Source organism: Pseudotabrizicola sp. 4114, from assembly GCF_031457365.1.
Lineage (GTDB): Bacteria > Pseudomonadota > Alphaproteobacteria > Rhodobacterales > Rhodobacteraceae > Pseudotabrizicola.
This window is the reverse complement of sequence record NZ_JAVDWP010000026.1, coordinates 1-14,775: the sequence shown is the minus strand read 5'-3', so window position 1 is coordinate 14,775 and position 14,775 is coordinate 1. Positions and strand designations below refer to the sequence as shown.

General features: G+C 62.3%; 8 protein-coding genes and 1 tRNA gene. 1 reads left to right on the top strand and 8 read right to left on the bottom strand.

Annotated features, from left to right (window positions below):
* Positions 1–48 precede the first annotated feature (48 nt).
* Positions 49–125, top strand: a tRNA-Met gene (locus J2X53_RS21835).
* A 201-nt stretch (positions 126–326) separates the two neighbouring features.
* On the opposite strand, the gene J2X53_RS21830 is transcribed toward J2X53_RS21835, so the two are convergent.
* From J2X53_RS21830 to J2X53_RS21795, 8 genes are all read right to left on the bottom strand, one after another.
* Complete coding sequence (locus J2X53_RS21830; RefSeq protein WP_349039607.1) at positions 327–2,882, bottom strand: helicase-related protein; 2,556 nt, start codon at positions 2,880–2,882, stop codon at positions 327–329.
* Positions 2,879–4,753 carry a phospholipase D family protein gene (locus J2X53_RS21825; RefSeq protein ID WP_349039606.1) on the bottom strand — a complete coding sequence of 625 codons (1,875 nt, stop codon included), beginning with the start codon at positions 4,751–4,753 and terminating at the stop codon, positions 2,879–2,881. Before J2X53_RS21825 ends, J2X53_RS21830 begins: the two co-directional genes overlap by 4 nt.
* Entirely contained in the window at positions 4,732–5,970 is a 1,239-nt protein-coding gene (locus tag J2X53_RS21820) for a hypothetical protein (protein ID WP_349039605.1), read from the bottom strand. Before J2X53_RS21820 ends, J2X53_RS21825 begins: the two co-directional genes overlap by 22 nt.
* 151 nt (positions 5,971–6,121) lie before the next feature.
* Positions 6,122–9,325 (bottom strand): UvrD-helicase domain-containing protein, encoded by a 3,204-nt coding sequence (locus J2X53_RS21815; RefSeq protein ID WP_349039604.1) that lies wholly within the window; start codon positions 9,323–9,325, stop codon positions 6,122–6,124.
* Between the two features lie 2 nt (positions 9,326–9,327).
* Complete coding sequence (locus J2X53_RS21810; RefSeq protein WP_349039603.1) at positions 9,328–11,874, bottom strand: PD-(D/E)XK nuclease family protein; 2,547 nt, start codon at positions 11,872–11,874, stop codon at positions 9,328–9,330.
* A 9-nt stretch (positions 11,875–11,883) separates the two neighbouring features.
* On the bottom strand, positions 11,884–12,672 hold the full coding sequence (locus tag J2X53_RS21805) for a hypothetical protein (protein WP_349039602.1): 789 nt from the start codon (positions 12,670–12,672) through the stop codon (positions 11,884–11,886).
* Positions 12,673–13,045: 373 nt separating this feature from the next.
* On the bottom strand, positions 13,046–13,876 hold the full coding sequence (locus J2X53_RS21800) for a metallophosphoesterase (protein ID WP_349039601.1): 831 nt from the start codon (positions 13,874–13,876) through the stop codon (positions 13,046–13,048).
* 1 nt (position 13,877) lies between these two features.
* Positions 13,878–14,775, bottom strand: an 898-nt coding sequence (locus J2X53_RS21795; protein WP_349039600.1) for an ADP-ribosylglycohydrolase family protein, incomplete at its 5' end; no start/stop codon positions are given.

Sequence of the window (14,775 nt, the reverse complement as noted above, 5' to 3'; positions counted from 1 at the left end):
CTCAATACGATACAAATACCCGATCGCAAATATTGCCCTCGGGCCGGACGCGGGGTGGAGCAGCCCGGTAGCTCGTCAGGCTCATAACCTGAAGGTCACAGGTTCAAATCCTGTCCCCGCAACCAAAATTCTACGCGTTATCAAATTCTTATGCGCCGCCCTCCGGGGCGGCGTTTGCGTTTGAGAAACCGTTGGAAGCACTGTGGAAGCAAGAGGGCGCGAAGTCCTTCATATCGCTTCGTAAACTGAAAGACATACACGCTCCCAACTGGAGGAACTTGCCGAGGTCCGGACGGATTCTCGGTGAAAGGGGCAGGGTCATTGTCCTAGCTGAGACTGGTTCGTCTTTGTCTTTTACCACCCGCTGGCGAGAAACTCGGCGCCGCATCACGGATGCGGATCACGGCCACGGTTTCCGGTCCGTCGGCGGCGTGGCGCGGCAGGACCTCGCCATGGAGCTGGGCGCGCAGGAGTTGCCAGCGGCCCTGCAGGACGGTCCATTGCCGCTCGTCGTAGGTCCCGGCGAGGACGATGGGATAGATGTTGATTGTCGGAGGGCGGCCCACCGATCCAGTTTCGACCCACGCCGCCGCATCGCGCATCCAGCGCGAGCCTTTGCGGTCTACTCGGCCGATCTGCTGCTCGAGTATTGCCGGGTTCCATTCGAGGTGGAAGAGAACCACGTCGCGGCATTCGAGGTGCAGGTTCAACCCTTCCCGGCCGACGCGGGATTGTGCCACGACCACCATCGGATTGGACCGGCGCCGGTTGAAGGCCGCTTGCAAGACTCGCCGGGTGCCCGGCGCAGTGCCGCCGGTAAGCTCACGGGCAAAGCGTCCCGCCCGGGTCGAGTAATCCTGCAGGATTCGCTCGATGCCGTCGCCGAGTGTGATACCCTCGTCTTGGTTTGCCTTTTCTGGATCTTCATTCTCGACGGCCTCGAACAAGTGTCGGGCGGCGGCGACGAAGGCCTTAACAGTCCAGGTTTCGCCTTGGTCTTCGCGGAAATCCTCGAGCACCTGCATGAGGCGGCTCGTGTATTCTTGCTCGCGCTTGGCCAGAAGTTCGTTTAGCGCTTGCCGGAAGCGGTCGTTCAGTTCAACGCCGTGGAGGCTGCCGCGCAAGGTCGCCAGCACGGCGGCGATACGACGCTCGCGCATCTCCGATTGACGGCTGAGATCGTCCAGAATGGCTTGCCGGGACGGTGCGCCGGGAACAAGGCCGATTTCGTGATCAAGCGCGGCTGTCAGCTCTGCGGAGAGGGTCTGTCCATGCCAGCTCTCGCGATCGGCCAGCAGTCTGCGCGCGTTCAGCACGTCGACGAGGGCCTGGATCGATCGCGTATAGGTGCCGAAGACAAGTACCTTGCGCGGCTCGGCTCCGTCCTGCGGGCAGGCAATGCTTTCGATCAGGTTCACCGCCGCTCGGAGCGACGGGTGCGCGTGGAGGCTTGGGTCCGGGTCTCGGCGCAGGATATTGAGCCAGTGCGCCGTCGGTCCTGCGGTCACTGCGTCGATGGGGCCGTCAGGCCTATCTTCGTCGGCCTCAGCTTCGACAACGGGGCCAAGAGCCAGACCGCGCCCGATGGCGATCCGGAGGCGCTTCTCCGAGGGGGAACTCGCCGGAATGAGTGAAAGCACCTCGGCCGCAGCGATCCTGCGGAGCCATTCGCGAGAGACGGCCCCGCCCGAACTGCCAATTCCTGTACTGTTTGCAGATCCCGGTTCGCCCACCCGGATCGGCAAACAGCACCGGTAATCGCCGTGGGTGTTCATGAAGTTGCTGTAGACTGGGTCGTCCCATTTGTCTCGGCGCAGGACGTAGGGGCTGAGCGCGCGCTGCATCCGGTCGGCCGCGCTTTCGAAACGGGTCGCCATCCCCTCGTCTGGGACACCTGTTCGCAGGTCTTCTACAACGGAGACGTAGCTAGTGATAGCATCCGCAATTTCACCGTTGAGGTAGTTAACAATCACGGCGTCATCCCGCCGGGCGAGGCGACGAAGCGTGTTGGTCCATTGTCCGGCGTCAATTTCGACAGGGGTAGCAGTCAGCCCTAGGCAGAACGCGTTCTCGTCGGTCCAAGTGACAGGACCGAGGATGCGCGAGAGGCTAGAGTCGGTCCCGCGACTCTTGTGAGCCTCATCAACCACGACCAGATCGAACCTTCCGAGGGCGTAGCCGATCAGGGGCAGTATCGCCGTGCGATACTTCGCGGCCTCCATCTCTCGCTGCTCCCATCTGGCAGCGTTGAAGGCGATGTTTTCCTCCCGCATGGTCCGCGCGATGCATGCGGCCAAGTGGTGGGTCGCCGCGACACCTTCAGGCCATCCGCGGTCACGGATCTGTCGCGTTCCGCCCGCCCACGCCCGCTCGACGGCGGGCAGGAGTTCACGCCGCCAATGCAATCCGGACCCGGCCTTCAACGGAAAGCGCATGTTCGCGAATGTGTGCGAAATCAGGACCACCGGCTCGGCCAGCCAAGGGTTCTCCGGCGTCCGGCTTTCGGACCCATTAACACGGACTTTCTCCGATACGGTGGTGCGTACATGGTCGATCAAGCCTTGGTAGCTACGGATAACCGGGGCTTTAGGGATGGTTCTATCGAACGCGTTCAACTCGCTCTGCCACTGATCGGCCAGGCCACCGGGCATCACGACCGCCGTCCGGCCGCCGACGTCACGCACGGCTGCAATCAGTGCGGCTGCGATGCGCGTCTTGCCCATGCCCACTTCGTCGGCCAGAAGCGTGAACCTGTAGCCCCTCTCCATGCGTGCGGCGATGGCGACGAGGCTGGCCCGCTGGCCGGCGTCGAGTTTTTCCTCACCGCACTCACGTGCGTAGGAACTCAGTCTTAGAGCTACTTCGCGCCAGTCCACGCTCATACCGCATCCTCATCGTCCCAAAGCGAAGGGCAATCTTTTAAACCCCAAGCTGCGCGTATCTCGTCCAACGCCTTCTCAAGCCGTCGCGCCTCCGCCCCGTCCGGCAGGAACATAGGGTCGAGCAAGATCGGAAGCGGATCGACGCCGGAGCATCGGAAGAACGCGATGGTCGGCTCTTCCGCGGCGGCGATGCCAGAGAGGTCACTGCGCAGTTCTCGGCACCAGCGGTCCCAGTCATAGGCGAGCACCGTCTGCTGTCGGTCGGTCAACGCCACCAGCAGGCGCATCATCCGCCGGATCGGATAGGGCCGCTCCGGTGCGTCAGCGCGACCGAGCGGCGATCCTGCAGTGACGCCGGTGGGCCGTGGCCCGGTGCCGTCCGTCCTTTCGGTATCGTCGTCCTCTTCGTCGGCGTCCGGTGGTTCGGGGAACTGCCGCAAGCCCTTGAGGACCTCGTCGAAGGATCTCGGTCGGGGCCGGGTCGAGAGCACGCCGTCGGAAAGCACCGGCACAGCCAAACCGCAATCTTCCAAGGTCACGAACTCGGGGCATGGAAAAAGCCCGTCGCAGGGAGTGTCACAGGTCCCCCCGTTTGGACGACGCACGCGGACCGCTGTGCCGCCCGGTGCGGAAAGTCTCCCCTCGTTCCAGATCAGCCAGGTCACTGGCGGCAGTGTGTCGGGTTCTTCGGGGCGCTCGAAGTCATCGCCGGCGGCGGCGTTGACGAGGTCGATCGGTGCGCGTCTCTCCTCGGCCCGCGCGATGGGGAGCAGGTCGGTTAGCCCCCGGGTGCCTTTGTTTCCCCGCCATCCGAGCGCTGGATCCGGGCGAATGACAACGCCGGCCTCGAGATTGCCGTGAGGCGACATCGGGTCGATGATCCCTCGCTCTGTCAAGTTGCCGGAGCCAAGGTAGAGCGAGGCCGGCACCGTCGTCAGATCGTCGCCACCGAGGAGGATGAATTTTGCGTGCAACTTCCGCGGCGTCTTCGGCTCGCCCTGGCGATGTTTTGAGAACTCGGGCGCGTAAACCGACCAGCGATCAGAGGTGAGCCATTTGGCCCGTTTGACCAGGCTTTGACAGGATTCCGGGTTGGCGATCAAAGAGGCGCGACAGTTTCTCTCTATTGCCCCCGCCTTCACGAGTTCCTGCAAGACCCGTTTTGGCACGAAGTCTGTTCCGACCGCGCTCTGGTAATAGCCCGCGCCCATCATGGCCTTCGTAGCACGACGTCGACGGCTTGGCTTCGCAAGCCTCGAGACGAATTCGCTGAGCAGCCCGCCTTTCCGGTTGTCGATCAGACGCCCGCCAGAGGGGTCCGCTTGGGGCAGCGCCTCGACCGCCTCTCTAAGCGCTGCGTCGGGTAGGTGGCCGTCGAAGGGCATTTGCAGCAGATCGGGCGCGGTCACGGCTCTCAGGATCTGGAACACGTCCCAAGCCCGGCGCAGGTCTGCCGCATCGTCCGGCGTGGCCTGGTCAGGTTTGGTCTCGCAACTCCAGAAGCAGTCTATGCTTGTCGAAAGGGGCTCGTGCGTCCAGTTACCTGTGCTTACGACTAATCGCAGGTGGTAGGCTCCCGTCTCGCGGTGGCGGAAGCCAAGGAGCGCGAGCTTGGCGTGGAGCAGGTCGAAGCCGCGAGCATGCGGGTCGTGGGTTACGTGGCACCAGATTACGCCTGGCACGTCCGTCACCGGCACCTTTGTCGGATGAATAAGCAGCGCGAGTTTGGGGTGCGACACGTCCGGCGAGAACCGCCGCTTGATCCGGTTCACTGTGTCCCGCCCGGCGGTGAAGCCGCAGATCACACCGAAATCTCCGATGTGGTCGGGCGGGGGCGAAAAGAGGTCGATCAGGGACGTGGGGCCTTGCATGCGGCACCTCCCGCTTCGATCGCGGCGTCGAGTTCGGCCGTCAGCATTCTCATGGCGTGAAGCCGCCCGAGGTCTGGCTGTTCGTCCTCTTCGTCCTCTTCGGGCGGGGCGCCCGGCGGGCGGAGATCGTCGCCGACGGGGCCGGGCAGGATGTGGTCGCCGTCTAGCCGCAGAACGGTGCCGTCCCGCATGACCAGCCCCCGGACAACGGTGCCGGGGTCGGCGCTCAACAAGAGCCGCAGGAAAGCGAGACTGTCTTTCTCGTCAGCAGGTTCGATCATCGGCGCCATGGTGACTGCGTCTCGGCCCAGGTCCTCGATTTGCGGGACGAACCGGGCTACGGCCTCCTTTGTCGTAAGGCGGACGGGCAAACCGGCCTGCCGTGCGTCGAGAAGCGCGCCCTCGATGTTGCGCAACAGAAGAAGCGCCTTGTGGCGCAGCGCGAACAGGGCTGAGCCGGCGCGCAGATCGCGCCAGTGCTCGGCATCGAACGGCGCCCGCGGAGTTGCCTCGGCGAAGACACGCGCATCGGCACGGGTCGCGTCCAGCCAGCCGGCGTCCCGCACCGACCGGCGTCTGGCCAAGTCCTCGGGGCGGCCCTCTTCGAACAGCCGTGATCGCAGCTTGATGGCCAAGGGGCGGGGCACACTGACAAGAGGCGAGATACTGTCAGCGACGGGCGGCTTCTCGCCGGACCCCTTGCCACCGACCCAAGCGTCCAGCGATTCGAGCAATTTCTTCAGCGGCTTGCCTTCCAGGAGGGTCAGGACGTCAGAAGCAATCTCAAGCGTGGCGAAGCGTCCGCCGGTGGCGAGGCCGAGTCCGTCGAGCGGCTGCTGCAGCATTTGCCGAAGCGGCTGCGAGACGTAAGTCCCGCGCCGCGAGAGCGAGGCGTAGGACAGATCGTCCACAAGCGCGAGCTTTCGTTGACCACGCACCCGACTGGGAACGGCGTTGTCCTCTGCGCCCGAGGACGCACTGTGGGCGGCCTTCATTGCCAGCGCCTCAATGGCGTTTGTGACTGTGACGGCGTTTAGATTCCGGTCGGCGGCGATCTTCAGACCGAGCAGCGCCCAGGCCACCGGCATGGAGAACCAGAGGTTGCCCAGCCCAGGCACCGCGCGGTCGTTGAACGAGACTACCGCGCGGCGCAGGCCGAGATCCTGTTGCCTCCGACGATAGTCCGGATCCGGCGTCAGGGCATCCCATGAGATCATGCAGTAATCCTTTTGTAGATTCGCATCGAACGATCGGAGCTGTCGGCAAGGTGGACCAGGCCTTCCATTACAAGGTCCGGACGCGAGTCGGTGTATATGGAGCACGTCTCAGCGCTACCGAAAGAGACCCATCTCATGGCTGCATTTGTCATCAACCAACCTCAGAAGTGATATTTGTCGATCTGACGGTGGCGGATATCTGCGCCAGTTCCAGCCGCCCATGATCTAACCAGTAAACCGCTACACCGTACAGCGGATGCTGCGGGAACAGTCTTGCCACCAGCGCCGCGTAGCTGGAGATCTGGGGCCAGTAGAGGCCGAAGCCCTCGCCCGCGCCACCGGATTTGTGGTCGATCAGCAGGCATCCGGAAGGGCCGATCGCCAGCAGGTCGATGGTGCCGGGGATCTCGGCACCCTCTGGCGAATGTGCCAATACAGGGATCTCGCAGTAAAGGTCTGTGCAGCCTTGTGTTGTCAGCCAGGCCTTCAGCGCAGCCGCCCGCTCTGCCACAAGTGCCAAGGTCGCCTCGTCCAGTCCGGTTGCCGCAGGCAGGGCTGTGATCAGATCGGGCCGAGTCAAGCATGTACGCAGGGCAAGGTGAAGCGCTGTGCCTCGGGCTGCGTCACTTATTGTCCGGGGCCATGGAGCGCCCAAGGTGACGCACTGGCTGTCCGGTGCAAGCTGGGCTGTTGTGGATTGCGATGGTTGCAACCGCCAGGGCGTCAATGTCACGGTAGGCAGAGGGGTGGCGTGGCCGAGCCTGGGCGTATCCGTGATCGCCCCTGCCAGAAACTCGGTGAAGCCTGCGTGTTCGGGCATCTGCGTGATATGGGATGGGCAATCAACCCCGGCGATGCGCAGTTTCCCACTACCGACCTGCGGTGCGCAGGCATCAGTAAACACATGGAACAGGCATTTGGCTTCCGGTGCTTCTTCGTCGCGCTCCCTGATGAAGCCCGGCCATTCCAGTACCAGCCGGTCGCGGGCCCGGGTCAGGGCAACATAAAGCAGGTTCTTTGCGTTGGCCTCAAAATCCGCGCGACGATCCTCAATGAACCGCCGCCCTGCCTCTGGGGCTGCAAATCCTGGCGTGTGGATCAGCGCGGCCGAGGCCAGCACAGCCGCCATATCGTCGATCTTGTCGAGGGCCGTGAACCTGGTCGCGGTGCTGCCGGGCCATTCTTCGATTCCGTGATCAAATTCCGCCACCACCGTGATCGGCCATTCGCGCCCCTTGCAGGCGTGCCAGGTGACGATCTCTACCGCTTCGGCGCTGTTGGCGGCAGGGTCGGGGCTGCGGTCGAAATCGCGTTCGCCCGCGCGGGCATCCAACCAGCCCAGAAAAACCTTTGCGCTTTCGCCATGGAAGCCGGCGGCGGCCTTCAGGTCGCGGTGGGCAGTTTCAAAATCACTTGCTTCGGCTTCAAGTCGCAGAAGGTCTGCGCGCGCCTGTGCAGCATCGGGATGACGGCTAGCCCAGAGCCGCAGTCCGGCGGCATCTATCACCAGATCCAGTGCGTTTGAGACCGGCAGCCGCGCGAGCCGGTCGGACAAAGCCGCCAGTCGCATGAGAACCGGATCGTCCGCCAGCCGCCCTTCGATCTGCGCAGTCATCGCGGCTTGCAGGCTCAGCGGGTCGGGGCCGAGCGTGCGCAGCATGAGTCCGGAACTGGTGTCGGCTGGGTTCGCGGCATAGCTCAGCGCGGCGCGGGCGGCTTGAACAACCGGACTTGCCGCCCAGCCATCCTCGGCGATGCGGACAGGAACGCCGCGCGCCCGCAGTTCTTCGGCATAGCGGGCGGCAGTAGCGTGGCGGCAAACCAGAAGCGCGATATCAGAGGGACGTGCGACCCTTGTGGTCTTGGTGTGCCGGTCGGTGACTGTCTCGCCGCTTGTGAGGATGCGGGCTATGCGCTCGGCGATGTGCTCCTGCGGCTTCGAGAAGTTCTTCACCCCGCGCCCTTTGACGATGTTCAGCACCTCCAGCGCCGGACCGGGCACAGGATCGCGGGTAGGGGCCAGCAGATTGTAGTCCGCGCCAAACAGTCCAGCGCCCATGGCATTGACGAAGTCCATCACCGCCGGTGTTGACCGCCAGTTGCGGTCAAGGGGTTGCGTCGCGGCGGGGTTGGCCGCCGCAAGGGCTTGCGACAGGCGCGGGTCAGCCCCCTGAAACCCCATGATCGACTGCTTTACATCGCCCACCAGCAGGGTGCGTGGCGCGCGGGCACCCAACTGCCAGAGCAGTGCGAACTGCACCGGATTTGTATCCTGAAATTCGTCGATTATGACGCAGTCAATCTCATTCAACACAGCCTGACGCACAGCCGGATCGGTGCGCAACAGCCGCTCCGCCCCGGCGATCATGTCGGCGAAGTCGATCAGACCAAGCGCCTTCTTGCGCGCTTCATACGCCTCCATCACTTCCTGCGCACAAGCGATCAGGCAGCGAAAGTGCAGCTTCGCATCTGCCAAGGGACCGGGATGTGCAGGAAGCGCATCGGCGGCCTGCATGATCGCAGCGGCAAGGTCATCATAGCCCTCGGGCGTCTTTGTCCGGCTATTCGAGGTGCAAAGATTGCGCAAGGACTGCCAGAGGCTCCAGTCCCGGTCCAGCAGCGCCGGGTCGCGCTCAACACGGCGAAAGAGGGCAAGGTTCTTTTCCAGCGTCTCGCGGGGCCCCTTGGCGGTGACGGTGGCCATACCGCCCTCGGGAAAGGCGGCAAGCATGGCGGAAATCGCAGCCGCCAACGCATCACGGGCGGCGGCGGGATCGGCGAGCACCTCGCCATAGATTCTGTCAAGCCGCTCCAATGCGGGTACGATCAGGCCCGGATCGCGGCCCTTGTCACCCAGCCCGCGCAACAGGTCGATCATCGCCAGAACCCGACCCCGTAAGGAATCCTCGACCGTTTCGCCCTTTTGCCAATTTGGCTGATAGCCGAACCGCTCAGGTTCGGCCTTGATCGGGTCAAGCGACTTGGCATGAGCCAGTGCCTGCCGGATCAGCAGGTCCCGCTCGGCATCACCAAGGTGGCGGGGTTGCAGCGATGCGCCCGCCGCCAGCGCATGTTCCGTCAACAGCCGCAGGCCCAACCCATGGATCGTCGAGACATAAGCCCGCTCAACCGCCATTGCCTCGGCGACCAGACCATCCGCCAGAAGACCCGCCCGGATGCGTTCACGCAATTCACCGGCCGCGGCTTCGGTAAAGGTCACGGCAAGAATCCGTTCGGGCCGCACGATCTTGCGCTTCACCCAGTCGGAAAGCTGGGTCTTGATGCGATGGGTTTTTCCTGCGCCTGCGCCGGCGGGCACGATGACCAATCCCCGGTCTGAAACTGCCCCGTCCATGGTCATGCCTCCTCGATCTGGCGGATGAATGCAGTGATCAGGGTCGAGCCGTCAGTCAGCGCATAGGGTGTGAACCCCGCCTCTTTCTTGAAAAACCCCTCGTCGGCCGAGGTGTTCAGCACCACTCGTCCTGCCCCAAGTTGCGCCAGCCGTTCAGCAAGCATGGCGACCGCGGCATCGTTGACGCCGTCGCCCATATCGCGCGCGGGCGACCCTGCGGCCGTGGGCAGGCCCGAGGTGAGCAGCCCCCCATCATTCATCAAGTGATACGCAATACCGATCTTGCGGCCGATCAGCGTGTCCATCCCGTCCCCATCGCGCCGGTTAGGACGGGCGATCATGTCACGATAGAGCCCCGCTTGGAGATCCCAGCCCGCCTCCATCCGCCTGCGCCGGGCCGATGTGCCGCTTTTCTTGTGATCGACGACAAGCAGCGCACCGTCAGGCAACTCAAGGATCGCATCGGCCTTGCCGTGCAGGTTGATGCCATGCGCCTCACCGGCTAGCCAGATCTCGTTGCCGATGATCTTTGCGCCAAGCGCCAGCAGATGGCCGCGCCAGCGCAGCGCAGCTTGAAGGATCTCGCGTTCCAGCCCGCTGCGCTCCATTTCCCATGATGCGCTGCGCAGGAACCCCGCGTGGCGGGTCAGCGCACGATCATAGGCCTGCGCAACCGCGACAGTCAGCGCTGCTGGTTCCGGAACGGGTTGGTCCTTGAGGAACACATGCTCGAACACGTCATGGGCGATGTTGCCCTTGGCCATGACATCGAGTTCCTCTGCTGACCAGGACATGTCTCCCGCGCCAACCTCTTCCAAAAGCCAGGCCAGCGGGCTGACGAGGAGCGTTTCCAACCGAGAGGGCGACTGAGGTTTGGTTGTCCCGTCATCCTTGCGGCGCAGCGCCAGCAGGTCGAGGCCGGGGAAAGACAGGGCCTCGGGCAGATCGTCCGGTTCTGGCAAGGGCGGGAGGCGGTGGTGCGCCACAGGCCAATCGCGGGGCGGCAGGCGCGACAGGTCCAGGATCAGATCCTGCGCATCCTCGACACCCGATATCGCCCGCGCGACCAGGGAAAGCCCGGCCGAGGGTTGCTGCCGTGCCCCAGACAGATCGCGCCACGGGATCAGGAAGGTCACCGAGCCAGAGACAGCCTGGAGCTGCTGATCGAACAGCGAGAGACCTTGCGCCAAACCTTCGGCCCGGCCGCGAAGGTGCAGCCCGGTGGCGGCACGGATGGTGATGATTTCGCTGTCCAGAAACATCGGATTGGCGCGTGGGCGCGTCGGATACAGACCATCGGTGAAATCCGTCACGATCAGATGTCGGCAGGGCCGCCACGGAGTTTCCTGCGCAGACCAGAGACTGACGCCTTCAAGGTTGCGCTCTTGATCGGCACTTGACGGGGGTGCAATCTGGATGCCGCGCAGGATCGCTTCCCAGTCCGGGCTACCCTCGCCGGACGGGATAGGCAGACGGGCGCGAACCTGACTCCCTTGCGCAATCCGCTCGCAGATCCGGTCGATCAGGAAGCGAAGTTGCGCAAGGCTGCCCGCTGACGCGCGAATGTCCGACCAGAGGTCTTTGTGCGCGGGGGTGGGTGACAGGACATCGCCCCGAAAGTCACCCCCGACCAAGCTTTCGGCGAGATCGCGCCCGGTCTGTGCGGACCATGGCATCAGCGGGGACAGGGCCAGACTTGCAAGGGCCATCGCAGGCGTGGGTGTTCGCTTGGCCAATGCCAGTTGAAGTGCTGTCTCACCAATTATGTCGCGCTCTGGCAGGCTGCCGGGAAGCCCGGAAATAGGCACGCCCTGCTCGGCAAAGGCGCGGGCGATCTGGCGCGGATCGCCAGAGGCCAGCACTGCAATCTCGCGCGCGGGGATACCGTTTTCGATCAGGGCACGCGCACGGGCAGCGGCAAAATCAGCGCAGGCAGCCGCATCGCGCAAGCCATAAAAGAAAAGGCTGTCGTCCATTTGCGCAGACCCGATCAACGCCGCTGCGATCCCGCCCTGCAAAGCGTGAAGCCTTGACCCTTCGACCGCCGCGCGCTCCTTGGCGGGTGTGGCCACGGCCCCGAATTCCTGTTGCAGCCGTCCGTAAAGTGCCTTCATTGCGGCTGGCGCATGCGGATCGAGAGATCCTTCAACCACCGGTACCGGGTCAAGGAACTGCCCATGCGGCAGCTCAAGAACGTGTAGCACCGGGGCCCACCCCTCGGGCAAGGTATCGCCCAGCTTGCGCCAGAGGTTGATAAGCGCATCCAGATGCCGCCGTGCGCGGCTGTCCCCCATCGCCTCCGCCGCTGGTATGCGAAGATCGCCCGTGGCCAGCACCAGACCTTCAAGCGCCGTGCTGACGGCTGAGATCGTCTCGATCGGCGCATTGGCAAGGCTATCCCGCCAGACCGGATCGGGGTCCTCCACGATCGCCCGCCCCGGCGCCCATTCCGCCGCTTTTGGGGCAAGCGCAAGCTCGGCGAGTGTTGTATCGGTGAGGCGGTAATGCAGGCCCGAGCGGGGATCGGCGACGAGAAAGGGGTAGTGCATATTCTAAACTCACTTTGAGTGGTGAAGCGCCGGCGTCTCAGCTTCAGAAAGGGCGTGTACCAGTTCCGTGGCCTGCCAAAACAAGGCCATCTCCAGATCCCAAAGTCGCACCCCTGGTTTCGTGTTGGTCAGTTCGACCAGCGCCATGCGCATAAGTTTCAGATATTCGAAATAAGCAGAGCTCCGTGTTTGCTTTTTCCAATTCGGGTATCTGCTCAAGATCCTGTTCCGGCGGTAGTCTGGACGAGCTAGAAAGGCACGAGGCTTTGCACGGGAAATACTGGAATTGCGGCTTTCCATATACGGAAAGAGTTGTCCCATATCTGGTGGTTCAAGTAGTTGTACTGCAGTCAAGGCAACTACAACCCGTGCATCCAAGATGATGTATCTATCTGGGAAGGCAATCGGCAAAATCTTGGATCGACTGGCGATACCGCTAAATGGGATCCGCGCCTCTTCGATATTCAGTTGCTGCACATACCGCTTTAGCGTTTCTGTGCTATTGCTTTTAATGCCGCCCCACTTCGAAACAACATCCTCGGCCATACTAAGTAGGGCACTTAATTGAGCATCTGTGACCAATCTGAGCGCCTCCTGAACCATCGTTTCGGTGGCAGCATCAGAGAGTTGCAAGATCGCGAGAAAGCTTCTGCGCGAAGTAGTTTTGATCTCCACAGTCGTGGAGTAATCATAGCCCTTCCAGCCATAGGTTTCTCTCATCTTATCAATGCCAAACCCGCGGAAAATGCCCTCACCCATAAAAAAATCCACAAGCGTATCCACCGCAGTTGTCGTCATCCGATTGCTCCAAAGCTTATCTCGCGACCGAATCGTAAGTTCAGCCAAAACACTAGACCTGCTGCATCATTGACCGGATAGTTTCCGCATGCTGACTGGACATAGGTCAGCCGTCCCAAGACAGGTGTGAATTGCATCACAACTGAAAATTCGTAGAGACTGGGATCTTCAATATCTTCGCGGGCAAACCGTTTATCCAAAGGCAGTTCTTAATAAGGGCGACGATGATGCGCGCAAAGCATTCACCGTCTACAGTCAGACTGTCAAAGTTGATTGGCATCTTTCTTCCTCACGGTCGGTTTCTTCTGAAACTTAGTGTCGGAGCGCATCAAAAACGGACGTATCATAGTGGTGTCGCAACGCCAATATGGATTCAGCCACGAGATTGTGCCAGACGAAAGCTCTCGGCCGTAAACTCAGCCCATCCAACCTGTGGTAGGCCGAAGGCGGAGCCAGCATCGAGACAAAGGCGTTGATGGGTGCGCAAGCGATTGGCCGCGGCAAAGAACCGGTCTGGGGCCGAAGGGCGGGTAACAGCGGGAGTATGGCCGTGAACCACTAGCCAGTCACCGTCTGGCCCCCATCCGCCACGCCAATCAAGAAAGGGGCGTCTTATCCACGCCCAGTGTTTGCCATGAGCCGCCCGTCCGGATACTTGAAGAAAGGTTTGGGCGTCTTCACTCGGTGCCAAACCTGCGTGAACGAGCAACAAGTTCCCGGACAAAACATGGCTTGGGGCATCCTGAATCGACGCCAAGAAGTCGGGAGGGATGATGCTCCTGGCAAGGCTTGCAAAGTCTTCCAGCAATCGGATAGGTGCTGCTCGTCCAGCCTCAGCGATTAGCGTCTCCCCTCCATTGTCCAGCCAGTCACCCATGAATCTCATTGGATGCTCCAGCGCATCCAGCAGCATCAGTTCATGATTGCCAGGCAACAGAACAACGTCATCCGCATCTGCCCGGTCAGCGGCCGACATTGTGAGCTTGATGGCGTCAAGACTGTGGGGTCCCCGATCAACAATATCACCAAGAAAAACCAGTCTGCGCCGATCGGCAGCACGCGGAATCCCCGCAATCGCATCGAGAGCGGCAGCAAGCGCCTCTGCCTGCCCATGCACATCTCCGATTGCAAACAACTGGTTATGTTCTTCCGGCCCGGATATCTTGTGCCATCGCCCAATGTAACTCTCGGAAGAAGAACCCATCTCATACCCCCGGATAGACTTCGAAAAGTTCCTCTGCCGCATCGATATCTGATGAAAGGTTCCTGTAGTCCCGTACCAACTGCGAGATGATGTCTGCACCTTCAACGATTTCGGCCCAACGGTGTCGAAGCACAGCCGCAGGATCAAGCAGACCCAGCATATTACCGGCAATCGCCGCAGTTGAATCGCTGTCCCCACCATGGGTGGCTGCAATCAGAAGGGCCTCTTCGAAGGAGTCTCCGGCGAGGCAGGCATAAAGCGCGATCGACAAAGCATCTTCGGCGGTCCAGCCGCCACCCAAGGATTCGACTGTTTCCCCCGCACCGTCCCGTGGCGCGCGGAGCGCAGCTTGAATCGCCCGTACAGTATCTTCGCCCCCGGTAAGTCGCGCATAGGTCTCTGCCGTCCGGGTTGCAGTCTCCTCAAGGTCGACACCTGCGGTGACATCGGCAAGCATTTCTGCCCAGGCTGCCGCTGCAAGTTGGCCGGTCCGATGGCCATGCGTCAGGGCGGATGTCTCGATGGCCAGCGAACGAACTTGGTCGCGAGGGAACATCAAGCCAACCGGAGCCACTCGCATGATGGTCCCACAACCTTTGCTGTTGTTTCGCGCCAGGTCCCCAAAATGCGCGCTCGCCGCCAAGGATGACAGGCAGGTATTGCCCGGCGCGCGGCAGACCCGAAGGCGAGGGTCGTTGATCAGCCCCATATCATCAGTCTGAACTTTCGGATTGCCGCCCTGCGTTCTGTACCAACGCAAGAGCGCGTGATGGATCACGGACGGCGGGTGGCAGATACCCTTAACAGGCTGCTGAAGAAGTCGGCTCTCGACCTGTTTTGCGGAACATGATTCACCCTGCGCACGGCAACGGCGGGGGTGATGATGCGTGGTGCGGACG